We start from the raw sequence: 21,925 nt of genomic DNA on the forward strand, positions 1-21,925 counted from the left end.
GGGGCGTGGATGCCGCAACTTCGCGCTACCGCCTCGAGGCGCTTTTGCATGGTCAACCGCACTGACGCGCCTCAGTGGTTATCGGCAGCGCGCAGCAAAACCTGAAGCGCGGGTAAGTCCCGAGGCGCCGCCGCGCCGGGGCGCGCGGCGGCGCGGCGAAGCGCACGACCGTTCCATACCGCGGGCGTTTCGAGTCTGCGCGCCGGCTCACGCGGCCGTGGCGCGTCATGGCGAACGCGTGCATTCACGGGCGATTGACGCGATTCGAACGGCTTCAATTCACCACCCGGTTAATTCGCCATCCCAACTATCTACCCAATTTGGCCACGCCTGTTCGGCCTTGATGCAACGTTCCAGCCCTTTAAAAAAACCGTGCCAGTGGCTTAAGCAACGCGGGGGCGCCGCCGTAAAGAGGGCAAAGTTCACTTGCATTCACCGGTCACATGAGATCCCTGGCGTCAACCCTGCGATTGATCACCCTTCGCCCCGCTACCTCGGCGCGCAGCACCGGCACGCGCACGCGCGCCGTGTTGCACAGCCGTCGTGCATCGCTGTCGCCTTCGCTGCCGCAAGCTTCGCGTTCGACCGCGGCAATCCGTCAACCCGCTACGTCGCGCCACTACGCCGCGCGCCGTCTCGCGGCGCTGTCGCGCACGCGTCGCATTTAATGAACGGGATACGGGAGATGAATCAGGAAGCTTTCGCCACGCTGCATCACGGCGACGCCGCAGTGCCCGCGGGCGCCTGGTATGCGCGCGCCCGTGCCGCCTTGCGCGCCTCGCTGCGCAAGCGCACCAAGCTGTTCATCAGCATGTTCTTCGCGTTGTTCGCCATGCAAACGGCGCTGCTCGCGAGCCAGCTCGTCGCGATCGGTCATGCGCTCGAACGTGCCGATACGCTCTGGAACGATCGCCCCGCCAACGCCGCGAACGAGATGCCGACGTTGCCCGCGCAACCGTCGACGTCCGCTGTGCCTGCCCTGACCGCGTCGCGCGCCGCCGGGCAAACGTGGCATCGCGAAGCCGACGACGTGCGCTCGCGCCTGCATCGCACGCTCGAATCGGCGTTCGCCATCGCGCTCACGACGCTCGCGTTCGGCCTGCTGCTGCTGCGCCATCTCGAACTCACGCTGCTGCGCCCGCTCAAGACACTCACCGACTCGCTCGTGCGTCTCGCGCACGGCGAGGACATGCGCGCGCTGCCCCCGCTGAATCGCTCCGACGAGATCGGCGCGCTGGCTCGCGCGTTCGATACGTTGTGCGAAAAATCGCATGAGCTGAAGATGGCGCACGAAGCCACGCGCGCCGCCGAAGCGCAGGCGCAAACGCTGGCCCGCCACGATCCGCTCACCGGCTTGCCGAACCGCCGCCTGCTGGCCGCCGAACTCGCCACGGCGCTCGAGGCCACACAGCGCCATTCGACCGACTATCTCGTGCTGGTGATCGACCTCGACCGCTTCAAGCCCGTGAACGACTTCCACGGCCACGCGGCGGGCGACACGGTGCTGTGCGAAATCGCGGCGCGCCTGCGCCGCGTGGTGCGCGACGGCGACACGGTCGCGCGGCTGGGCGGCGACGAATTCGCGGTGCTCGTGCGCGTGCATCGCGACGATCATGTCGAAGCCGCGAGCGAACTCGCGCAGCGTCTGCTCGCCGCGATCCGCGCGCCCATCGACATCGGCAAGGTGCGCATCAACGTGGACGCGAGCATCGGCATCGCGTGCATTCCGCGCGACGGCGGCGACCCCGACGCGCTGCTGCGCGCTGCCGACATCGCCATGTATCGCGCGAAGTGCGAAGGCAAAAGCACGTATCGCTTCTTCGAACAGAAGATGGACGACGAGCTGCGCCTGCAAGCCTCGCTCGAATCGGACCTGCGCCGCGCGCTCGCGGGCGGCGAGATTCGCCCGTTCTATCAACCGCTCGTGCGTCTCGCCGATGGCCAGACCACCGGCTTCGAAGTGCTCGCGCGCTGGCACCACGAGCAGCGCGGCTGGATTTCGCCCGACGTGTTCGTACCGCTCATCGAGCAGATGGGCATTTCGCCCGCCTTCACGGCCTCGATCCTGCGCCGCGCCTGCCGCGACGCGCTGCGCTGGCCGCAGCGCTATCACCTCGCGCTGAACCTGTCGCCCGCGCAGTTCAAGGACACGCAACTGGCCGCGCTCCTGCTCACGATTCTCGCGGACGAAGGCATGCCGCCCGAGCGCCTCGAGATCGAAATCACCGAGTCGGCGCTGATGCACAACTTCGACGTCGCACGCGCCGTGCTCGCCGACTTCCGCCGCGCGGGGCTGCGCATGGCGCTCGACGACTTCGGCACCGGCTATTCGAGCCTGCAGCGGCTGCGCGAGCTGAAGGTCGACAAGGTGAAGATCGACCGCTCGTTCGTCCTTTCCATGGCGACGTGCAATGAAAGCGCGAAGATCGTCGATGCGATCATCGCGCTCTCGTCGAGCCTCGGCATGGCCACGGTCGCCGAAGGGGTGGAAACCGCGGAGATCGCCCGCACGCTCGCGGCCAAGGGCTGCGATTACGCGCAAGGCTATTTCTTCGGCAAGGCGATGGCGGCGCGCGAGATCGACGCCCTGCTGGACATCGATCTTTCGCAATCCGAATCACATCACAAGTGGCTCATAGAAGCCGCGTAAATACTCCATTCTGGGAAGAAGGTACATATCATGTTTGTCGCAATCGGCTGGGTCCTCGTGCTGGGATCGGTGATCGGAAGCTTCGTGGGCGTGGGGGGCCACCTGCCCGCACTCGTGCAACCGTTCGAACTCCTTTGTATTTTTGGCGCGGCGATCGGCGCGTTCGTGGTGAGCAACCCGCGCTCCACGCTCGGCAAGACGCTCAAGGCCATCCCCACCTGTTTCAAGGGCGGCGGCTATAGCAAGGCGCAATATCTGGAACTCATCGCGCTGCTGTACGAATTGCTCAACAAGGCGCGCAAGGAAGGCATGATGGCGCTCGAAGCGGATATCGAAGCGCCCGAAAGCAGCCCGCTGTTCCAGAAGTACGCACGCGTGCTCTCCGACCATCATCTGCTCGACTTCATCGTCGACTACCTGCGCATGATGTCGAGCGGCAACGTCAATCCGATGGAAATGCAGGACCTGATGGACGAAGAGCTTGAAACCCACCATCACGAAGTGTCCGTGGCGCCCAACGCGATCCAGAAGATGGCCGACGGCCTGCCCGCGTTCGGCATCGTCGCGGCGGTGATGGGCGTGGTCCACACGATGGGTTCCGTGGGCCAGCCGCCCGCCGTGCTCGGCGAGATGATCGCGGGCGCGCTCGTGGGCACCTTCCTCGGCATTCTGCTCGCCTACGGTTTTGTCGGCCCGCTCGCCGATCTGCTCAACGCCAAGGGCAAGGCCGCCAGCAAGCCGTTCCAGTGCGTGAAGGCCGTGCTGCTCGCCTCGCTCGCGGGCTATGCGCCGCCGGTGGCCGTGGAATTCGGCCGCAAAGTGCTGTTCACGGCCGACCGCCCGAGCTTCCAGGAGCTGGACGAAGCCGTGCGCGCGACCAAGGCGCCGAAGGCTGCTTAGGAGTTCGAACATGGCGGAACGTAATTCCGGCGGGCGCGGCTCGCAAGACGGCGCGGCGGCCACCACGACCATCGTGCGTCGCGTAAAGAAAGGCGGCGGGCACGAAGGTCATCATGGCGGCGCGTGGAAGATCGCCTATGCCGACTTCGTGACGGCGATGATGGCGTTCTTTCTGCTGATGTGGCTGCTCGGCTCGACCTCGCAGTACGACCGCGACGGCATCGAAAAGTACTTCAACACGCCGCTCTCCAGCATGATGGGCGGCAAGCCGAATTCGGCGAACCCGAACCCGAGCGTCGTGCAGGGCGGCGGTCGCGATCTGTCGTCGAAAACGCCGGCCGTGGGCGGTCCGACCGCGAAGAACACGGCCGCGCACGGCGTGCCCGTCGCCGTGCCCGTGACGGACACCGACAAGGCCAAACTCTCCGAGTTGAAGCAGAAGCTCACGGCGCTCATCGAGCAGAAGCCGGAGTTGAAGGCGTACAAGGACCAGATTCGCATGTCGATCACGGACGAAGGCTTGCGGATCGAACTCGTCGATTCGCTCAAGCGGCCGATGTTCGCGACCGGTAGCGCGAAGCTCGAAGACTACGCGTACCAGATCCTCGTGCAGATCGGCAGCGCGCTCAACGACGTCGACAACGGCGTGTCGATCGCGGGCCATACGGATTCCGTGCAGTATTCGGGCGGTCTCGCGGGCTATTCGAACTGGGAGCTGTCGAGCGATCGCGCGAACGCGGCGCGGCGCGCGCTGGTCGCGGGTCATCTGCGCGAAGAGAAGCTGCTGCAGGTGCGCGGTCTCGCGGATGTGCTTCCGCTCGACAAGGACACGGCCGACAGCCCGCTCAACCGGCGTATCAGCATTCTCGTGCTGAACAAGGCCGCCGAGCGCGCGTTCTTCGAGCAGGCGGGGCACTTCAATGCCGCCGCACCCGAGAAAACCGCCGCTCCATCGCCGGCGCCGACATCAACGACGGCGCGCGCGACCGCCACGGCAACGCCCGCGGTGCCCGCGACGCCGAAGGCGTCGTAGTCGGACACGGACACCTCGCTTTCCCGCTCGATGAGCCGCATGACGTTCGCGAACGTCATGCGGTTTTTTTTGCATTGCGGCATGGCGTACGGCCCTTTTGGCGTTTAAGGGCGAATGGAGGGCACGCGGCTTGCGCTCCCGCACGATATGAATCGCATCCAGACGCGCTGGCGCGGTTCACATCCCAATGTAGCTCCTCAGGAGACCATCATGCCTACCTTCACTCCTCCTCCGATGCCCACCTCGGCCAGCCACGGCGCCCGTATCGTCGGCAAGGGCCAGTTGAGCGCAGCCGGTCCCGGCCCGAACGTCATGGCGGCGAGCACGCTCGACAGCGACCGCGTGATTAGTTCGGATGGCCAGGAAGTCGGCAAGATCAAGGAAATCATGCTCGACGTGCAAAGCGGCCGCGTGGCGTATGCGGTGCTATCGACGGGCGGTTTTCTCGGTATCGGCGACAAGCTGCTCGCCATTCCCTGGAACGCACTCGTGCTCGATACGAGCCGCAAGTGCTTCCTGCTCAACGTGTCGTCGGAGCGCGTGAAGGATGCGCCGGGCTTCGACAAGGACAGCTGGCCCACCATGGCCGATGCGCGCTGGGGCAGCACACTGCACGCGTACTACGGCGCTGAACCGTATTGGGCCGCCGTCGAACCGGTCACGCCGGCACGCGACGACCTGCATTGACAGTCCCAGCACTCATGGTGGCCCCAGACGCGGCGTACGCGTCTGGGGCCACCTTGTTTTTTAACGTTTTGCCCGGCCAGCGAGCGAATGATCGAACTGGAGGCTTTATGGCGTCTTTCTCGCCCGATTGCCCGCGGCGCGCGCGCTTTAAACTGGTTTCACGGTCGGACGAGACAAGCCGGCGCGAAGAGACCAAAGCAGGACGCAGCAAGCTCGGATCGAGTGAGTATCAAGCGAACAGGCGGGGACGGTGATGGGAATTTCGAACTGGATTCTGGTGCTGGAGTGCGCCTATATGGAGTTCTCCAGCTGGCGTGGGAAGAACGTCTATCGACGTACCGTGGCTTACGATCGTGTGGTTTGGTGTTGAAGTGAAGCGGGGGGGTTGGTGTAGTGCTGTAGATGTGCTGCTGTAGATGTGCTGCTGTAGATGTACTGCTGTAGATGTACTGCTGTAGATGTACTGCTGTAGATGTACTGCTGTAGATGTACTGCTGTAGATGTACCGCCGTAGATGTACCGCTGTAGATGTACCGCTGTAGATGTACCGCTGTAGATGTACCGCTGTAGATGTACTGCTGTCGATGTACTGCTGTCGATGTACTGCTGTCGATGTACTGCTGTCGATGTACTGCTGTCGATGTACTGCTGTTGATGTACCGCCGTAGATGTACCGCCGTAGATGTACCGCCGTAGATGTACCGCCGTAGATGTACCGCCGTAGATGTACCGCCGTAGATGTACCGCCGTAGATGTACCGCCGTAGATGTACCGATGAATACGTACCCCGTAAACGTATTGCCGTAGATATACCGCTGTAGACATTCCGCCGTAGAAGTACTGTTTAAGCTGTATCGCCGTAGAGGTATCGCCGTAAATGCAAACCTGTAGCAACCAACGAACAAGGCCCGACCTCCTGAGAGGCCGGGCCAAGTTTTTTGCGCAGTTGGCTAACGTATCGACCGACGTAATTTAGTCGATGTAGCGCAGGCCCAGTTTCTCCAGCGGCTCGCGCATCTTGTACATATCCAGCCCGAGCACGCCCGACGCCAGCTTCGCGCGCTTCTCGGCTTCGAGCGACTCGCGCGCGCTCGCCTTGTCGAGCGTTTCGGCGGCCTTCGCGGCCGGCACGATCACGACGCCGTCGCTGTCGGCGACCACCACGTCGCCCGGATTCACCAGCGCGCCCGCGCACACCACCGGAATGTTCACCGAGCCGAGCGTCGCCTTGATGGTGCCCTTCGACGAAATCGCCTTGCTCCACACCGGGAAGCCCATTTCCTGCAGCACGCTCACGTCGCGCACGCCACCGTCGATGATCAACGCACGCGCGCCGCGCGCCTTGAAGCTCGTCGCGAGCAGGTCACCGAAGTAACCGTCGGTGCAATCGGCGGTAATGGCGGCCACCACCACGTCGCCCGGTTGAATCTGTTCGGCCGCCACGTGCAGCATCCAGTTGTCGCCGGGGTGAAGCAGCACCGTCACCGCCGTGCCCGACGCCTGCGCGCCCGCATAAATCGGCCGCATATACGGCTTCATGAGACCCACGCGCCCCATGGCTTCGTGCACGGTCGCGCTGCCCAGCGCGCCCAGTTGTTCCGCCACGCGCGCATCCGCGCGCACGATGTTGCGATACACCACTCCGAGTTCGTACATGATCAGCGTCCTTGTGCCTTGAGTGCCGCGTCGAGGCGCGGATACACGCGCCGTGCGTTGCCTTCGTAAATCTTGAAGCGTTGTTCAGGGTCGATGCTCGCGGCTTCGACATAGCGCTTCGTGTCGTCGAAATAATGACCCGTTTCCGGATCCACGCCGCGCACCGCGCCGATCATTTCGCTCGCGAACAGAATGTTGTCGACGGGAATCACGCGCGTGAGCAAGTCGATGCCCGGCTGGTGATACACGCAGGTGTCGAAGAAGATGTTGTTGAGCAAATGATCCTTCAACAAGGGCTTTTTCATTTCCTGCGCGAGACCGCGGAAACGGCCCCAGTGATACGGCACCGCGCCGCCGCCATGCGGAATCACGAACTTGAGTGTCGGGAAATCGCGGAACAGGTCCGAGGTCAGGCATTGCATGAACGCGGTCGTGTCGGCGTTCAGGTAGTGCGCGCCCGTGGTGTGGAAGCAGGCGTTGCAGCTCGTGCTCACGTGCACCATCGCCGGAATGTCGTACTCGACCATTTTCTCGTAGATGGGATACCACGAGCGGTCCGAAAGCGGCGGGCTCGTCCAGTGGCCGCCCGAAGGATCGGGATTCAGGTTGATCGCCACGTTGCCGTATTGCTCGACGCATTTGACGAGCTCGGGAATGCAGGTGGCGACGTCCACGCCGGGGCTCTGCGGCAGCATCGCGGCCGGGATGAAATGCTCGGGAAACAGCTGGCTCACGCGGTAGCACAGCTCGTTGCAGATGGCGGCCCACGTGCTCGAGACGTTGAAGTCGCCGATGTGATGCGCCATGAAGCTCGCGCGCGGGCTGAACACGGTGAGATCGAGACCGCGCTCGCGCATCAGGCGCAGCTGGTTCTGCTCGATCGATTCGCGGAGTTCGTCGTCGCTGATCTGCAGTTCGGAGACTTTCGGCATTTCCGCCGGATTGCCGAGTGCCGCGACCTGGCGGTTGCGCCACGTTTCCAGCGCCTTGGGAGCGGTCGTGTAATGACCGTGAATATCGATGATCATGCTTTCCTCTTATGGCGCGTGCAAAGCTCGCTTGCCGTGCCGGTTCGTTGGCTGACCGCGGACGATAAGGGAAATGTATTGTCCGCCCGCGCGCTTGACCGGCTGATCGATGGCGTCTCCCCCGAATCAGCCGCATACCCTTTCTAGCGGCAAAGTATGGACGAAAAAGCCCTGGAAAAACGTGTCGATAACTATATTAGATGGACTATGAAGGGATTCGAATTGGGCGCCCGGAGGGCTACGCACAGCGGCGCGGGAGGCACGCGCGGCCCGGCCGCCGTGCGCGGCGCCAGCACGCATGGCGTACCCTTTTTTGACGATGTCGATAAGCGCGCGGCGAGCACGGCGGCCGCCCATGAGCCGATGACCGCAATCCGTGCCCGCGACTTACGCGCGCATTACGGTAACGCCCGCGGCTTCGATCGGTTCGAGCAGCTGCGCGCTGGTCGAGCGTTCGACCACGAGCGTTTGTGCCATCTCGATGGGCCCGATGCGATACGGCGACGCCGCGTTGAGTTTCGCCGCCGAAGCCAGCACGACGGTTTCCGCCGCGCGCGCCGCGAGCGCGCGCTTCACGTACGACTCCTCGAAATCGCCCGTGCTCAAACCGGCCTGCGCGTGCACGCCCGTGACGCCCATGAAGTACAGGTCGGCATGAATGTGCGCGATGGCTTCCACCGCCGCCGCGCCCACCGTCACCACCGAATGCTTGTAGAGCTTCCCGCCGATCAGCACGACGTCGATGGTGGCGTGCTCCGCGAGCGCCACCGCGATCGCCGGGCTATGCGTGACGATGGTCGCCGCCAGGGTTGGCGCCAGGCATTCGACCAGCAGCGCCGAGGTCGTCCCGCCATCGACGATCACGACCTGCCCCGGCTCGATCATGGCTGCCGCCTGCTGCGCAATGCGCCGCTTGGCCGCCACTTCCATGCCGCGCCGCTGCGCGATGGGCGCGACCGCGGGCGAAGCGGGCAATGCGCCACCGTGCACGCGTTGCAGCAACCCCTCCGCCGCGAGTTCACGCAGATCGCGCCGCACGGTGTCTTCGGACACGCCGAAGCGCGTGCTCAGTTCGCCCGCCAGCACCTGGCCTTCGCGTTTCAGGGCTTCGAGAATCGCCTTCTTCCGTTGATCGGTCAGCATCGTTCTTTCGAGATATCGAAATTCGTGGGTGCGATATCCGTCGAGTCCCGTCGATTTCGCCGGAATGCGTTTGCACGAATTTTCTTGATTTTGCACGAAACTGCACGATACCATGAATTATCGACATTCACGATGAGGAAGCGTCATGACCGCCCCCAACTCCGGCACCGACCAGCCCGCTACGCGGGACCGTGTACGCGTGATCGACACCGCCGTGCTCTCCGACGACTGGTATGTGCTGCGCAAAGTCACGTTCGACTTCCAGCGCCGCGACGGTAGCTGGCAGCGCCAAAGCCGGGAAACCTACGACCGCGGCAACGGCGCGACCATCCTGCTGCAGGACCCGCACAGCGGCAAGGTCGTGCTCACGCGGCAATTCCGCATGCCCACATTCGTGAACGGCCACGACGGCATGATGGTGGAAGCACCCGGCGGTCTGCTCGACAATGCCGCGCCCGACGAACGCATCCGCGCCGAGGTGGAAGAGGAAACGGGCTATCGCGTGCGCAATCTGCGCAAGGTGTTCGAGGCGTACATGAGCCCCGGATCGGTCACGGAGAAGCTCTACTTCTATCTCGGCGAGTACGATCCGCGCGACCCGAACGGGCGCCCCGGCGCGGGCGGCGGCGTGGCCGAGGAAGGCGAGGATCTCGAAGTACTCGAAGTGCCGCTGGAAGACGCGTTGCGCATGATCGAGCGCGGCGAGATCTGCGACGGCAAGACCATCATGCTGCTGCAGCACCTCGCGCTGCATCGTCTGTCGCAAGGGGCCATCGCATGAAAGCCCGGCTCATCCTGATTGCCGGCCCGTACCGGGGCGGCACCGGCGGCGACCCCGCGCGCATCGCCGACAATCTGCGCCGGCTCGAAGGCGCGGCACTCGCCGTGTACGAGCGCGGCCATCTTCCCGTGGTGGGCGAGTGGGTATCGCTGCCGCTGGCTCGCGCGGCCGGTTCCGCACAGATCGGCGACGACATCAGCGAGCGCTTTCTCTACCCGGCCGCCCGCAGGCTGATCGAGCGATGCGACGCGGTGCTGCGCATTCCGGGCGAATCAAAAGGCGCGGACGGCGATGTCGATCTCGCGCGCACCCTCGGCATACCGGTTTATCTCGACATCGACGACTTGCCCGAGGTCGTGTGATGCGAGCGCGGCCCAATGCGCCACCCTGCCGTGGGCCAATGAATCGATAAAAGATCGATCGGTTCCGGCGCGGGGCCATGCCGATATACGCATTCCCGCGCTTGCCGCTTCGTGCGATTCGGATCGCGGCGGGTGAACGCCAGCCGATTGCCGGTGCTCGTCGCGGCGCCGCTTCTCGCGATGCGCTCTCTTGCGCCCTCGGCACTTCTCCTTGCCCGCACGCTGCCGATTCGCTCGGCAAACGCGCTTCGCGGGCGCAAATCGTCCCGTACAAATTTGTGCAAGAGGCTTGCAGAAGAATTCGGGACAGAATCCAATATTTATACAATATCCACAGACACAACGCACATTCACCCAAAAATCCCAAGCCGCCAGCCACTGATAAGTTCAATTTATCCAATACATTTCAATCACTTAACAACTTATCGATCCCATCCTGCGTTAACGTTTTGTATAAAATATTCATTTGATGTAGGATTTCTGCGCGTGACGTTTGCCCGCGACGAACGCCCGGATCGACTGACCGACGCGCCCGCGTCGCACCACCCGATTCCGCCGACGGCCTCGCACCACCGCCCCGAACCCTTCACGAATGTTTAAGGAAATACGATGAGCGACTCGATCTTCACCGGCACCATCCCCGCCCTCATGACGCCTTGCACGGCCGACCGCCAACCCGACTACGACGCACTGGTCGCCAAAGGGCGCGAACTCGTCGATCTCGGCATGAGCGCCGTGGTGTACTGCGGTTCGATGGGCGACTGGCCGCTGCTTTCCGAAGCGCAGCGCCAGGAAGGTGTCGCGCGTCTCGTCGCGGCCGGTATCCCGACCATCGTCGGCACGGGCGCGGTCAATTCGAAGGAAGCGGTGTCTCACGCCGCGCACGCGGCCAAGGTCGGCGCGGGCGGCCTGATGGTGATTCCGCGCGTGCTGTCGCGCGGCGCGTCGCCGGCCGCGCAAAAGGCGCACTTCTCCGCCATCCTCGAAGCCGCGCCCAAGCTGCCGGCCGTCATCTACAACAGCCCGTATTACGGCTTCGCCACGCGTGCGGACCTGTTCTTCGAACTGCGTGCGAAGTATCCGAACCTGATCGGCTTCAAGGAATTCGGCGGCGCCGCCGACATGCGCTACGCGGCGGAGCACATCACGAGTCAGGACGACGAAGTCACGCTGATGGCGGGCGTCGACACGCAGGTGTTCCATGGCTTCGTCAACTGCGGCGCCACGGGTGCGATCACCGGCATCGGCAACGCCCTGCCGCGTGAAGTGCTGCAACTGGTCGACCTGTGCGGCAAGGCCGCCAGGGGCGACGTGACGGCGCGACGCCTCGCGCGCGAACTCGAGTCGGCGCTCGCCGTGCTGTCCTCGTTCGACGAAGGCACCGACCTCGTGCTGTACTACAAGTACTTGATGGTCCTGAACGGCGAAAAGGAATACACGCTGCACTTCAACGAAACGGACGTGCTCAGCGACGCCCAGCGCCGCTACGCCGAAACGCAGTACGCGCTGTTCCGCAACTGGTACGCGGAATGGTCGAAGACCGTCAACGCGTGAGGAAGGAAGGGTCGCGCGGCCACGCGCGATAACGGGCGCCCGCGGCAATGCCATTCGATTGCCGCGGGCGCGGCGAAGCGGACATCATCGGTCGGTTCATAATTTATACAATCGATGACGCTGGTAGGTTCGCAGTCGACTGGACACAGACTGCCTACCCGCTTTGGCCGAGTGATGCGTCGATCGCTATTGATATAATTTATACATCCAGAAACGCCCACACGCATCGACTCCACACGGTAATTCGCAATGAACTCACCCGCCACCGGCAGCCGCCTGTCCTCCGTTACGGTTGCCGAACGCGCCGCCGACGAGCTGCGCCGCAAGATCGTGTCGGGCGAGTTGCCCGAGGGTTTCCAGCTTCGGCAGGACGCGCTCGCGGCGGAGTTCGGCATCAGCCGTATCCCCGTGCGCGAGGCGCTGGTGCAGCTCGAAGGCGAAGGTCTGGTCCGGATCGTGCCGCACAAGGGCGCGGTGGTCTCGGAACTGTCGATCGCCGAGATCAGCGAACTGTTCACGCTGCGCGGCTTGCTGGAACCGTTGCTGCTGAAAAAGTCGGCGCCAAAGCTCACGGCGCAAGACTTCGCCGAACTCGACGTCATTCTCGCGGAGTACCGGCAGGAACTGCAGGCGCAGCATCAGGCCCGCTGGGGCGAATTGAACACACGGCTGCACGACGTGCTCCTCTCGCGCGCCGAGCAGCCGCGCACGGCGGCGATCGTCGCCAGCCTGTTGCAGCAGACCGACCGGTACACGCGCTTACAGCTGTCGCTGAGCGCGGAGAGTTGCCAGCGCGCGGAAGAGGAACACGGCGAACTCGTGCGCCTGTGCCGGACCGGCGACGTGCGGGGCGCCGCAGCCTTGTTGAAGCGCCACATCGAACACGCGTGCAAGGAACTCGAGCAATTCGTTCTGTCGCGCAGGCGGCTCTGAAGCGGCTTGCGCCAGGCATCACGACGTACCGCGCGTGGCCGCGGCTACGTCTGCGCCTCGCTTGCTTCCTTCGCTGCCAACCCGGTCGCTCATCCGCCGCCGCGCCAACGCAAAAAAAAATGGCGCATGCTGTAACCCATCGCGCTTTCGCAACGAACTAACTGGCATGTCGGCTCTTTCCTGAGCAGCGCCTGTGCTGCTCGCGGGCTCGACGTATTTCCAGCCAATCATCTTTGCGAGGAGCCTCACCATGAAGTCACTGATCAACGCCGCCATTGCCGCCGCACTCACGCTCGGCGCGGGTGCCGCCTTCGCGCAGGCCAGCGGGGCCATGAGCAACAACGCCATGTCGCACGACGCGATGAAAGGCAACGGCATGTCGAAGAGCGATGCCATGTCCCACGGCAAGATGAAGAAGCACGACGCCATGGGCAAGATGCATCCGGCTTCCGACGCGATGGCCAAGTAAGCGTTCCCGCCTTCTCGCCCTCCGCGTTCGGGCATTCGCGCCCGAAGCCTCCTGCGGTTCCGTCGGCATCGGCGGAGCCGCATCGACATCGCCTTGCTCATGACTCGTCTTCGCTCGTTGCTCTGCATTTTCGAACCGTCGTGGCTGGCCGCGCGACTCTCCACCTACGCGCCCCTGCCGGTTCGCCTGATCGTCGGTTATGGTTTCATCGCGCACGGCTACGCAAAAATCCTCAAGAACCCCGACCAGTTCGCCGCCATTCTCCATGCGCTCGGCGTTCCCCTCCCGCACGTGATGGCGTGGGCCACGATCGCCATCGAACTGCTCGGCGGACTGGCCATGCTGCTCGGTGCGTTCGTTCCGCTGATTGCCGTGCCGATGATCGCCGTGTTGATGGTCGCGACATTGACAGTGCATTTGCCGTTCGGATTCACGTCGATCAAGCTGATGGCGGTCGTCAACGGCGTGCCGCAATTCGGGCCGCCCGGTTACGAAACCGATGCGCTCTATGTTGCGGGAATCGTCAGCCTGCTATTCAGCGGCGCGGGCCCTCTTGCCGTCGACTCCCTGCTCAAACCGTTCTACGCGCGCCTTTTGAAAATCGCTTCGTAACCCTTATGGTTTCTCGGGCAACCCGGCGCTCGCGCGCTGTTGCTCGCGCCATTCCGGCGTGGTAACGCCGCCCACGCCCCAGCTATCGAGTTCGACTTCGTCGATCACTACAAACGTTGTGTGATGCGGCTTACCCAGCACGTCGAACAGCAGATCGCTCACGCCCTTGATCAAGGCTTTCTTTTGTTCGGGCGTGGTGGCCGTGGCGCCGGGCGCGGTGCCCTCGCGGGTCACCTTGATGTTCACGAAAGGCATGGTGTTTCTCCATCCAGATAGCATTGGGCGGACTTCGCTTTGCCACGTGGCGAAGCGAAGTCCGCCCCGCCCCTTCGCCACGTGCCGATCCGCTTACCAGCGGCCCGCGTGCTGGCCGCCGTCCACGTTGAGCGTTTCGCCGGTCACGAACGCGGCGTGTTCGAGGTACATGGCCGCCTCGGCAATCTCGGAGATTTCGCCCATGCGGCCCATGGGATGCATCGTGCCCAGCAGCTCGTGCGTTTGTGCCGGGTGCATCGGCGTCTTGATGATGCCGGGCGCGATAGCGTTCACGCGCACGCCGCTTTTCGCGTATTCGATCGCGAGACCGCGCGTGACCGCGTCGAGACCGCCCTTCGTCAACGTGGCGAGGCCCGTGGGCGCGCCCGCGATCGCCTGACGCACGAGCGTCGTCGTGATCTGGACGATGTGGCCGTGGCGCTGCGCGAGCATCGGCTCGAGCGCGAGTTGCGTGATATGGAAGAAGCCGCCGAGATTCACGTTCAGCACGTTCGTGAAGTCTTCCACGGTGTACTCGGTGAACGGCTTGCCGATGAAAATGCCGGCGTTGTTGATCAGCGTGTCGATGCGGCCGAAGCGCCCGAGCGCCGTCTGCACGACCTGCTTTGCCACGCCGCGCTCGCTGATGTTGCCGGGCACGGCGATCACGCCGTCGTCCGGGCCTGGCTCGATATTGCGCGAGTTCGCGACAACCACGAAACCGGCCTTGCGATACGCCTCGACGAGACCTGCGCCAATGCCTTGCGACGCGCCCGTGACAATGGCGACTTTCTGCGGATGATTCATCACCTGCTCCATTTCGATTCGATTCAATGAGGATCACTTCTCTCGTGCGCTGGCATCGAGAGACATGTCGACCGCAATGCTGTCTTGTGCGCCTGGCCGCTCGCGTTGTGCCGCGATCGCGACCGTGCGCCGAATTGCGTTGAAGAGAAGCGTATGCCGATTGGCGCTGGCGAAAAATCCGCTATCCTCTCTCAATGGCTGAGAAAAAACGCACAGAGGTGGATTGGCAGGACGTTCGCGTGTTCCTGGCGTTGGGGCGACACGGGAGCCTGTCGGCGGCGGCGCGCGCGCTCGGTGTGAATCACGCCACCATTTCGCGCCGCATGCAGTCGCTCGAAGCGACGCTCGGCGAAAAGCTCGCGGAGCGGCGGCCGGAAGGCTATGTCCTCACGCCTGCCGGCGCGCGTGCGCTCGCGGTGGCGGGCGACATGGAGGCTTCGGTGCAAACGCTCGGGCGCGGCGGCGCGGACGACGCGCCAAGGGGCGTCGTGCGGGTCAATGCGCCGCCCGCGCTCTCGCAAGGCTTTCTGATTCGCCAGTTGGCGGAATTGCCGATCCTCCACGAGGGACTCGACATCGAACTCGCAACGGATCTGCGTTCGATCAGTCTCGAGCGCCACGAGGCGGACATCGCGGTGCGCGTCGATCGCCCGGACGACGGCGATTTCATCGCGAAGCCTGTGGGCACGATGGCGTTCGGGCTCTACGGCACGCCAGCGGTATGCGAGCGCGTCGAGGCCGGCGCGGCGCCGACCTTCGTCAGCTTCGACGAAGCGGGCGCCTGGCTCCCCGACGCCAGCTGGCTCGCGCAGCACTACCCGCAAGCACGCGTGGCGTTCCGCGCGGGCAACCACGTCGCGCAAGCCGCCGCCGCGCGCGCAGGCGTGGGACTCGCGCTGTTGCCGCACTACGTCGGGCGTCAGGAGCCCGAACTTCGTCTGTGCCGGACCGGGCCCGAAAGACCGCCGCGCGAGATCTGGTTGCTGATCCGGCGCCAGGACCGCAAGAATCTGGCGGTCCGCACCGTTGTCGCGCATCTGACCGAGGTGTTCGAGAAGGCACGCGCGCTGTTCGAATCGTGATGACGCGCGCGCGCCGCACGCCCGCTCAATCGGCGGAAAACGACACGGGCGGCAGAGGCAACGTGTTGACGCTCAGGTGAAAGATGTCGGGGCGCGAGTCGTGGCCCGTCACGAACGTCGTCATTCGCGCGAAGTTTGCGTTCCGCGTCTTCATGGGGTGAAAAGCGTCACGCAACGAAGACCCGCAAAGCGCGTGGCTGCGCAATTTCATTCTCGACACTACGCGCGAATTGCCATACGAAAGCGCGTGTGCGGCGGCCAGGACGCGTGCGCCAACGGGAGCACGATCGCGCGGAAAGGCATTCGAAAACAGCGAGTGAGTTTTTGCCGCGAGCCACAACGCAGACACCGCAAAGACCGTCAATGCAACGTCGTCCTCCGGTAGACTTCGCTTCTCGTCTTTCCTCGCTTCGACGACATGGACACCCAGTTACTGGTTATCTGCGGGCTGACATTCATCATCCATGTGATCGCAACGCTCGCATATGCCGTTCGCATTGCAGGCGTTCGCACGCGCCGAATTGCCGTGTCGTTCTCGCTGTTCGGCATCATCGCGCTGGTTTCGCGCACCGCCAATTCCTTTCAGGGTCCCTTCATTGCGAAACGCGTGGAGATGGATATCGCCCATCACCTCGGGCGCGGTCTGCTCGGCGACTTTCGGCTGTTTCTGTTGACGGCCACGGTGGCGAGTATCGTCGGTACGTTGCTCATTCCCACGTTTCAGCGCTATTTCAGCCGCGCGGTGAATCATTTTCAGGCTCATCGTTCGGTGCCCCGGCTGCTGCTCCATGTCTTCAGTCGCGGCGGTGTCAGTTCAATCCGGCTCGGCGCGCGGCTGCCTTCGCGGCACAACGTCACGCAACTGACAAGCGGCGCGGGCGTTTCCTGGAAGGTCATCGCCCTCAACGTCATGGCGATGTCGATCTGGACGGTGGGTGTTTTCGCATCGCTTTACGCGGGATATCTGAAGCCCGATCTGCGCGTGACGTGCGCGAATCTCTCTTCCGTCATCAACGGCTTCGCAACGGTGGTGTTGGCGGTCGTGATCGACCCGCAAGTTTCGGTAATGACCGACGACGTGATCGAAGGCCGCATTTCGGAAAACCGTTTCAGACGGGCCATTACCACGCTCGCGGGGGCACGCGTGCTCGGAACCTTGTGCGCGCAGGCCGCGCTCGTTCCGGCGGCGTTGATCATCGTTCGTCTGGCCGAATCGATCTAATCATCGATCTCATGCACGAATACCAGGGCCTTCGAAACTCACTATGAAAATCAACGCTCGCCGACCGAAAACTTTTGCCCTTTCGATTCGCAGCGCCATGCTGGGCACGTCATTCTGCATTCTGGCCGCCTGCGCCCCCACCACCGACGGCACGCAACCGCTCGCCGCCGATCTGCATGAAACCGTCGTCAAGATTCCCGTGCACGAGCATGGCCTGCTCGGCGACTCGCAACGCGACATCGTGGCGACCACCTACATGCCCGACGGCCCCGGCCCGTTCCCGCTGATCGTTCTGAGTCACGGCAGTCCGCCCGAGCCGCGCGACCGGCCGAAGGTGGGACGCTACCGTGAATTGCCGCAGATCCGAGCCTTCGTGCAGCTCGGCTTTGCCGTGATCGTGCCGATTCGCCGCGGCTACGGCGCCACGGGCGGCGTCGACGAGGAAGACGCCGGATCGTGCCAGAACCCCGACTACCTGGCGGCCGGCGAGCAAGCCGCGAAAGACGTGCTCGCGGCCGTCACGTATGCGCAGAGCCTGCCTCAGGTCGACGGCTCGCATGTCGTTCTGGTCGGTCAGTCGGCGGGCGGTTTCGCCTCGCTCGCCGCGGCCAGCTACGCACCGAAGGGGCTGGTCGCTGTTATCAATTTTTCGGGCGGCCGGGGCGGCAACCCGGCGAAGCATCCGGGCATGCCGTGCGCGCCGCAGCAAATGGCGAACACGATCGCGCACTTCGCGGCCACCACGCGCGTGCCGGTACTCTGGCATTACGTGCAAAACGACAAGTTCTTCGCGCCGGACGTCGTGGCCACCTGGTTCGCGGCGTTTCAGGCGGCGGGCGGCCAGGGTCAGTTGATCGTGGAGCCGCCTTTCGGCAGGAACGGTCACGGCATGTTCGCCGTCAAGCAGTCCATACCCATCTGGCTGCCCCACGTCGAGCAATTCCTCGGGCCGCTGGTGTCGATGAAACACCCGGATCGCGCCAACCGTTCGCTGTAACGCGCGAGGAAGGCGGGGCAAGCGCCCCGCCCGTGCTCATTCGCGCTTGCCGGACGTCTGCGCATAGGTCAGTTTGCGCGTCCAGCCCGTGTAGCGCTTGCCGTCCACTTCCACATACAAGGTGGCGAGCGAGTTGACCGGGCCGTCCTGCTGCGGCGGCTGCATCATGAGATCGCGCCCCGTCGACCATGAAAAGCGACGGTCATCGAGATTGCCGAAGTAGTAATCGATCTTGCTCTTGTCGAGGCCGTGATAGCCGGTGGCCGTCGTGCGCTCGACCAGCGTCTTGTTCTGGTCGGTGATCGGAAACTCCTTGCCGTAGACATTCGCGAGTGAAACGTCGAGCGGAATCCAGCCGTAGTTCGGTGCGTAGAACTCGATCCAGCAGTGATAGCTCGCATCGACTTTCACGCCGTCGAGCGTCGGCTTGAGCAGCGAGCCGTACACCATGCGCGTGGGAATGCCGTCGGCCATCGCCAGCGACGAAAACAGCGAGTGGAAATCCGTGCAGTTGCCGCTCTTCGTCTGCAGACAAAAGTCCGTGCTGCCGAAGTCCGAAGGCTTCATACGATCCGGGTACTCGACCCAGTAGGTCACGTGGTCGAGCGTCCAGTCGTAAAGCTTGCGCGCGGCGAGTATGGGGTTCTGTTCGTCGCCCACGATCTGCTTTGCGAGACCCTTGATCTGGTCGTCGACGATCACGTAGCTCGTCGGCAGCAGATAGCGCTGGAGCGCGGTGCGTTCCGCGTCGGTGAGCGGCCGCGTTCGGGCGGGATCGAGCGCGGTCTTGCGCTCGGTAAGCGTTTGGTCGAAATGCTCGGTGATCTCGATCGTGGCCGCGGCCGGTCGCTCGACCTCGAGATAGCCGATACGATTGCCCCAGGAGTCCTGGTGATACTCGACGGGATACGCCGAGTCCACGCTGAACGATTTCACCTGATTCCAAGGCGTTTGCTGCGGCACCGGGAACCAGACGCGCACCTGCTTCGCTCCGGGCGGCACCTTCACGATCAACTGGTTTTCCGTGCGAAACGAGGCCTGCTGGGCCGGTGCGGAATCGGCCGCGTGCGCGGCCAGCGGGACCAGCAGAGCCAGCGCCGCACCGAGGCGGAAGCCGGTTTCGCGCCAGCGGCGGCGCTGTGTTTCCCGCTGTGTTTCTCTGTGTTGACCGAGCGCCTGCGGCACTGCCATGCCGGCCGATCCTGCTTTGGCGCTGTCGTTCTTGGCTCGAGTCAGACTGACCACGAAGTTTCCAGACACGATGTTCTCCCGGTACGCTTGCGCGGTGGATCCATGAAGACGGACGCCGCTCCACCACCGACGGCGTCAGCCTGTCGCTTCGATAACCCTTCCTTTGCAGAGATCCGGCCTCGGCACGCGGCAACAGGGCTGCCGCCTGTTCCGGCGAGACGCGGAGAAACCTGTCGACGTCTTCCGTCGGTAGAGTAAGGCACACGCGGGAAATCGCGCTTTCAGCGTGCTCGTACGCAAAAAATGCGGCGCACGGATACGGGTATTTCGATGGGAAAGACTCGCTGCATTCGAGCCCGCTTCCTGCCAGGCACGCGAAGCGGTTCCGCTCGCGCTACCATAAGCGGCTTCGCCACCCGCAACGCCAATTCCATGTACATCGTCTCGCTGATCTACACCGCTTCGCTCGACCGCATCGACGACGCCTTGCCCGCCCATCGCACGTATCTGGACGCGCAGTTCGCGGCAGGCAACTTCATCGCGGCGGGACCGAAGCTGCCGCGCGACGGCGGCGTGATCGTCGCGTCGCACATGGCGCGCGACACGCTCGACGCGATCCTCGCCGCCGATCCCTTCGCGCAACACGGCGTGGCGCGCTACGAAGTCACCGAGTTCAAGGCCACGCGGCTCGCGCCCGGGCTGAATCTGCCGCGCCCCGAATCGGCATGATGGTGGGCATCGAGGCTGGTATCTCGCGTCGCATCGATCGATGCGACGGGCGCATCACTGGCCGGTCGTGGCCATGCCCGACCAGACGATTTCCAGCTCCACGGCAATCGAGCGCGCGAGCCCGTCGAGGCCCGGAAACAGCGACGCATTCGTGATGTTCATACGATAAAGCCACTTCATCGCGTCCATGCGAATGCGCGCGGGCAGCACGATCTTGTGCAGCAGTTCCTCGTTGCTCTCGTAGCCGTCGAGAATCGCGCCGAGCGGCTTGTCGATCACGCCCGGCACCACGAACGTGCCCGACTGCGCGACAAGCCGGTCGTCCATTTCGGTCGGTTCGCCGGACCAGAGAATTTCGTTGGTATTGCTAAAGAAGTAATGCTCGAAGTTGTCGCGCACGCGCGGGTCGATCACGTCGCGCGTGAGCGAGGGATTCACGCGCGGCAGCGCGCGGCTGTTCCAGAGCGCGGGCGTGTTCAACGCATACACGGCGGCGTCGCCGGTCGCGCGTTCCAGCGCGAAAAATGCCGCAACGAAGGGACTTTTCGTGAAATCGAGCAGGCGCGTGGGCGCGCCGTGATGCTGCATCAGCGCGAGACAACGCAGGTCGTCCGCGAGCATGTCGGGGTGCGCGAGAAAGTTGTGCGCCTTGCGGCGAAACACGCGTATCGCGCGTTCCTCGCGCGCGCGCCACTGGAGCCGGTCCCCCACATAGTCGCGCATATAACGCGTGAGCGAACTCTCCAGATGCCACTGCGCGTTTTGCTGACCGCGAAACGCCCAGCCGTCGAGGCGCGTCGTGAGGTCCATGAATTGTTGCCAGTCGGATAGTGCCGTGGTCTGCATCGTGGGTCCGTTGCATGAGCGTTGTTATCTGGCGCGCATACCGCAATCGTGCGGCACGCGCGCTGTTTCGAACACGCTAACACATCGGCGATGACAGCTCCGCGAAGCAAAAAATTCCCGGCCAGGCTAGCCTTTCGTGGCGCCGAACGTGAGACCTGCCACGAAATGCTTCTGCATTGCGAAGAACATCGCCACGGAAGGCAGGGCAGCAAGGATCGAACCCGCCGAGACGAGATTCCAGGCCGTGGTCCACTGACCCTTGAGCGCGGCCACGCCCACGGTGATCGGGGCGGCGTCGTCGCCTTGCGTGAGACAGAGCGCCCAGAAGTAATCGTTCCAGACGAACGTGAACACGAGGATGGCGAGCGCAGCGAGCGCCGGGCGGATCAGCGGCAGCACGATGCGCGCGAACACGGTCCACTCGTTCGCGCCTTCGATCCGCGCGGCCTCCACCAGTTCGAACGGCAGTTGTTTGATGAAGTTGCGCAGAAAAAGCGCGCAAAAGCCGGTCTGAAACGAGAGATGAAACAGGATCAGGCCGCCCACGCTGTTATAGAGCCCGAGTTTGAGCGTGAGGTCGCGCACGGGAATCATCAGCACTTGAATGGGCACGAAATTGCCGGCCACGAAGGTCGCGAACAACGCCGAATTGCCCGGAAAGCGATAGATCGCGAGCGCATAGCCGGCGAGCGCCGCGAGCGCGATCGCGCCCGCCACGGCGGGCAGCGTGATCTGCACGCTGTTCCAGAAGTAATGCAGCATGGGCGAGGTGGTGAGGGCCTCGCGATAGTTGTCGATCAGCGTCAGATGCTTCGGCCAGCCCCAGTAATTGCCCTCGCTGAGCTCTTCGGTCGAGCGCACGGAGGTCACGAGCACGGCGATCATCGGCAGCAGCCAGATCACGAGCGCGACCGGTAGCGAGAGCTTGTACAGGCGACGCGAAGCGGGCTTCCACTTGTCGATGGGAATCGGAAACATGAGCGGCTCC

The 21,925-nt window shown here is 63.8% G+C and carries 22 protein-coding genes; 14 read left to right on the plus strand and 8 right to left on the minus strand.

Features of this window, described 5'->3' with window-relative positions; all coding sequences use genetic code 11:
- Positions 1-685: 685 nt before the first annotated feature.
- The 4 genes from FAZ98_RS34220 (at position 686) to FAZ98_RS34235 (ending at position 5,270) form a co-directional block, all read left to right on the plus strand.
- Positions 686-2,650, plus strand: a complete 1,965-nt coding sequence (locus FAZ98_RS34220; RefSeq protein WP_158958478.1) for a putative bifunctional diguanylate cyclase/phosphodiesterase — start codon at positions 686-688, stop codon at positions 2,648-2,650.
- Positions 2,651-2,680: 30 nt separating this feature from the next.
- Positions 2,681-3,550, plus strand: a complete 870-nt coding sequence (motA, locus tag FAZ98_RS34225; protein ID WP_158958480.1) for a flagellar motor stator protein MotA — start codon at positions 2,681-2,683, stop codon at positions 3,548-3,550.
- 10 nt (positions 3,551-3,560) lie between these two features.
- Complete coding sequence (gene motB, locus FAZ98_RS34230) at positions 3,561-4,583, plus strand: flagellar motor protein MotB (protein WP_158958482.1); 1,023 nt, start codon at positions 3,561-3,563, stop codon at positions 4,581-4,583.
- Positions 4,584-4,817: 234 nt separating this feature from the next.
- Positions 4,818-5,270: a PRC-barrel domain-containing protein gene (locus tag FAZ98_RS34235; RefSeq protein WP_158958755.1), complete on the plus strand. Its 453-nt coding sequence runs from the start codon at positions 4,818-4,820 to the stop codon at positions 5,268-5,270.
- 972 nt (positions 5,271-6,242) lie between these two features.
- On the opposite strand, the gene ligK is transcribed toward FAZ98_RS34235, so the two are convergent.
- The 3 genes from ligK to FAZ98_RS34250 form a co-directional block, all read right to left on the minus strand.
- Positions 6,243-6,926: a 4-carboxy-4-hydroxy-2-oxoadipate aldolase/oxaloacetate decarboxylase gene (gene ligK, locus FAZ98_RS34240; protein ID WP_158958484.1), complete on the minus strand. Its 684-nt coding sequence runs from the start codon at positions 6,924-6,926 to the stop codon at positions 6,243-6,245.
- Positions 6,927-6,928: 2 nt separating this feature from the next.
- On the minus strand, positions 6,929-7,954 hold the full coding sequence (locus FAZ98_RS34245) for an amidohydrolase family protein (protein ID WP_158958486.1): 1,026 nt from the start codon (positions 7,952-7,954) through the stop codon (positions 6,929-6,931).
- A gap of 387 nt (positions 7,955-8,341) precedes the next feature.
- Entirely contained in the window at positions 8,342-9,097 is a 756-nt protein-coding gene (locus tag FAZ98_RS34250; RefSeq protein WP_158958488.1) for a DeoR/GlpR family DNA-binding transcription regulator, read from the minus strand.
- 145 nt (positions 9,098-9,242) lie between these two features.
- Here FAZ98_RS34250 and FAZ98_RS34255 point away from each other — a divergent pair, with 145 nt between their 5' ends.
- From FAZ98_RS34255 to FAZ98_RS34280, 6 genes are all read left to right on the plus strand, one after another.
- Complete coding sequence (locus tag FAZ98_RS34255) at positions 9,243-9,878, plus strand: NUDIX domain-containing protein (RefSeq protein ID WP_158958490.1); 636 nt, start codon at positions 9,243-9,245, stop codon at positions 9,876-9,878.
- Positions 9,875-10,240 carry a DUF4406 domain-containing protein gene (locus FAZ98_RS34260; RefSeq protein WP_158958492.1) on the plus strand — a complete coding sequence of 122 codons (366 nt, stop codon included), beginning with the start codon at positions 9,875-9,877 and terminating at the stop codon, positions 10,238-10,240. The genes FAZ98_RS34255 and FAZ98_RS34260 overlap by 4 nt, the downstream gene beginning before the upstream one ends.
- Positions 10,241-10,849: 609 nt before the next feature.
- Positions 10,850-11,794: a dihydrodipicolinate synthase family protein gene (locus FAZ98_RS34265; protein WP_158958494.1), complete on the plus strand. Its 945-nt coding sequence runs from the start codon at positions 10,850-10,852 to the stop codon at positions 11,792-11,794.
- Between the two features lie 249 nt (positions 11,795-12,043).
- Positions 12,044-12,727: a GntR family transcriptional regulator gene (locus tag FAZ98_RS34270; RefSeq protein ID WP_158958496.1), complete on the plus strand. Its 684-nt coding sequence runs from the start codon at positions 12,044-12,046 to the stop codon at positions 12,725-12,727.
- 250 nt (positions 12,728-12,977) lie between these two features.
- Complete coding sequence (locus tag FAZ98_RS34275) at positions 12,978-13,196, plus strand: pentapeptide MXKDX repeat protein (RefSeq protein WP_158958498.1); 219 nt, start codon at positions 12,978-12,980, stop codon at positions 13,194-13,196.
- Between the two features lie 99 nt (positions 13,197-13,295).
- Entirely contained in the window at positions 13,296-13,808 is a 513-nt protein-coding gene (locus FAZ98_RS34280) for a DoxX family protein (RefSeq protein WP_158958500.1), read from the plus strand.
- A 3-nt stretch (positions 13,809-13,811) separates the two neighbouring features.
- On the opposite strand, the gene FAZ98_RS34285 is transcribed toward FAZ98_RS34280, so the two are convergent.
- Positions 13,812-14,063 (minus strand): tautomerase family protein, encoded by a 252-nt coding sequence (locus FAZ98_RS34285; RefSeq protein ID WP_158958502.1) that lies wholly within the window; start codon positions 14,061-14,063, stop codon positions 13,812-13,814.
- Positions 14,064-14,156: 93 nt separating this feature from the next.
- Positions 14,157-14,870, minus strand: coding sequence for an SDR family NAD(P)-dependent oxidoreductase (locus FAZ98_RS34290; RefSeq protein ID WP_158958504.1), 714 nt, complete (start codon positions 14,868-14,870; stop codon positions 14,157-14,159).
- A 194-nt stretch (positions 14,871-15,064) separates the two neighbouring features.
- On the opposite strand from FAZ98_RS34290, the gene FAZ98_RS34295 reads away from it, so the two are divergent.
- From FAZ98_RS34295 to FAZ98_RS34305, 3 genes are all read left to right on the plus strand, one after another.
- Positions 15,065-15,952, plus strand: a complete 888-nt coding sequence (locus tag FAZ98_RS34295; RefSeq protein WP_158958506.1) for a LysR family transcriptional regulator — start codon at positions 15,065-15,067, stop codon at positions 15,950-15,952.
- A gap of 418 nt (positions 15,953-16,370) precedes the next feature.
- On the plus strand, positions 16,371-17,174 hold the full coding sequence (locus tag FAZ98_RS34300; RefSeq protein ID WP_158958508.1) for a lipid II flippase Amj family protein: 804 nt from the start codon (positions 16,371-16,373) through the stop codon (positions 17,172-17,174).
- Between the two features lie 97 nt (positions 17,175-17,271).
- Positions 17,272-18,171, plus strand: coding sequence for an alpha/beta hydrolase family protein (locus tag FAZ98_RS34305; protein WP_158958510.1), 900 nt, complete (start codon positions 17,272-17,274; stop codon positions 18,169-18,171).
- 36 nt (positions 18,172-18,207) lie between these two features.
- Here FAZ98_RS34305 and FAZ98_RS34310 read toward each other — a convergent pair whose 3' ends face one another.
- Positions 18,208-19,362 carry a transglutaminase-like domain-containing protein gene (locus tag FAZ98_RS34310; protein ID WP_158958512.1) on the minus strand — a complete coding sequence of 385 codons (1,155 nt, stop codon included), beginning with the start codon at positions 19,360-19,362 and terminating at the stop codon, positions 18,208-18,210.
- 432 nt (positions 19,363-19,794) lie between these two features.
- On the opposite strand from FAZ98_RS34310, the gene FAZ98_RS34315 reads away from it, so the two are divergent.
- Entirely contained in the window at positions 19,795-20,091 is a 297-nt protein-coding gene (locus tag FAZ98_RS34315; RefSeq protein WP_158958514.1) for a YciI family protein, read from the plus strand.
- 54 nt (positions 20,092-20,145) lie between these two features.
- On the opposite strand, the gene FAZ98_RS34320 is transcribed toward FAZ98_RS34315, so the two are convergent.
- Complete coding sequence (locus FAZ98_RS34320) at positions 20,146-20,937, minus strand: FRG domain-containing protein (RefSeq protein ID WP_158958516.1); 792 nt, start codon at positions 20,935-20,937, stop codon at positions 20,146-20,148.
- A 126-nt stretch (positions 20,938-21,063) separates the two neighbouring features.
- Entirely contained in the window at positions 21,064-21,915 is an 852-nt protein-coding gene (locus FAZ98_RS34325; protein ID WP_158958518.1) for a carbohydrate ABC transporter permease, read from the minus strand.
- Between the last annotated feature and the right edge of the window lie 10 nt (positions 21,916-21,925).

Source organism: Paraburkholderia acidisoli (genome assembly GCF_009789675.1).
Lineage (GTDB): Bacteria > Pseudomonadota > Gammaproteobacteria > Burkholderiales > Burkholderiaceae > Paraburkholderia > Paraburkholderia acidisoli.

Excerpts from the sequence above, each read along its gene's own strand:
- FAZ98_RS34220 (WP_158958478.1), top strand. The coding sequence starts at position 686 with ATGAATCAGGAAGCTTTCGCCACGCTGCATCACGGCGACGCCGCAGTG.
- motA (WP_158958480.1), top strand. The coding sequence starts at position 2,681 with ATGTTTGTCGCAATCGGCTGGGTCCTCGTGCTGGGATCGGTGATCGGA.
- motB (WP_158958482.1), top strand. The coding sequence starts at position 3,561 with ATGGCGGAACGTAATTCCGGCGGGCGCGGCTCGCAAGACGGCGCGGCG.
- FAZ98_RS34235 (WP_158958755.1), top strand. The coding sequence starts at position 4,818 with ATGCCCACCTCGGCCAGCCACGGCGCCCGTATCGTCGGCAAGGGCCAG.
- ligK (WP_158958484.1), bottom strand. The coding sequence starts at position 6,926 with ATGTACGAACTCGGAGTGGTGTATCGCAACATCGTGCGCGCGGATGCG.
- FAZ98_RS34245 (WP_158958486.1), bottom strand. The coding sequence starts at position 7,954 with ATGATCATCGATATTCACGGTCATTACACGACCGCTCCCAAGGCGCTG.
- FAZ98_RS34250 (WP_158958488.1), bottom strand. The coding sequence starts at position 9,097 with ATGCTGACCGATCAACGGAAGAAGGCGATTCTCGAAGCCCTGAAACGC.
- FAZ98_RS34255 (WP_158958490.1), top strand. The coding sequence starts at position 9,243 with ATGACCGCCCCCAACTCCGGCACCGACCAGCCCGCTACGCGGGACCGT.
- FAZ98_RS34260 (WP_158958492.1), top strand. The coding sequence starts at position 9,875 with ATGAAAGCCCGGCTCATCCTGATTGCCGGCCCGTACCGGGGCGGCACC.
- FAZ98_RS34265 (WP_158958494.1), top strand. The coding sequence starts at position 10,850 with ATGAGCGACTCGATCTTCACCGGCACCATCCCCGCCCTCATGACGCCT.
- FAZ98_RS34270 (WP_158958496.1), top strand. The coding sequence starts at position 12,044 with ATGAACTCACCCGCCACCGGCAGCCGCCTGTCCTCCGTTACGGTTGCC.
- FAZ98_RS34275 (WP_158958498.1), top strand. The coding sequence starts at position 12,978 with ATGAAGTCACTGATCAACGCCGCCATTGCCGCCGCACTCACGCTCGGC.
- FAZ98_RS34280 (WP_158958500.1), top strand. The coding sequence starts at position 13,296 with ATGACTCGTCTTCGCTCGTTGCTCTGCATTTTCGAACCGTCGTGGCTG.
- FAZ98_RS34285 (WP_158958502.1), bottom strand. The coding sequence starts at position 14,063 with ATGCCTTTCGTGAACATCAAGGTGACCCGCGAGGGCACCGCGCCCGGC.
- FAZ98_RS34290 (WP_158958504.1), bottom strand. The coding sequence starts at position 14,870 with ATGAATCATCCGCAGAAAGTCGCCATTGTCACGGGCGCGTCGCAAGGC.
- FAZ98_RS34295 (WP_158958506.1), top strand. The coding sequence starts at position 15,065 with ATGGCTGAGAAAAAACGCACAGAGGTGGATTGGCAGGACGTTCGCGTG.
- FAZ98_RS34300 (WP_158958508.1), top strand. The coding sequence starts at position 16,371 with ATGGACACCCAGTTACTGGTTATCTGCGGGCTGACATTCATCATCCAT.
- FAZ98_RS34305 (WP_158958510.1), top strand. The coding sequence starts at position 17,272 with ATGCTGGGCACGTCATTCTGCATTCTGGCCGCCTGCGCCCCCACCACC.
- FAZ98_RS34310 (WP_158958512.1), bottom strand. The coding sequence starts at position 19,362 with ATGGCAGTGCCGCAGGCGCTCGGTCAACACAGAGAAACACAGCGGGAA.
- FAZ98_RS34315 (WP_158958514.1), top strand. The coding sequence starts at position 19,795 with ATGTACATCGTCTCGCTGATCTACACCGCTTCGCTCGACCGCATCGAC.
- FAZ98_RS34320 (WP_158958516.1), bottom strand. The coding sequence starts at position 20,937 with ATGCAGACCACGGCACTATCCGACTGGCAACAATTCATGGACCTCACG.
- FAZ98_RS34325 (WP_158958518.1), bottom strand. The coding sequence starts at position 21,915 with ATGTTTCCGATTCCCATCGACAAGTGGAAGCCCGCTTCGCGTCGCCTG.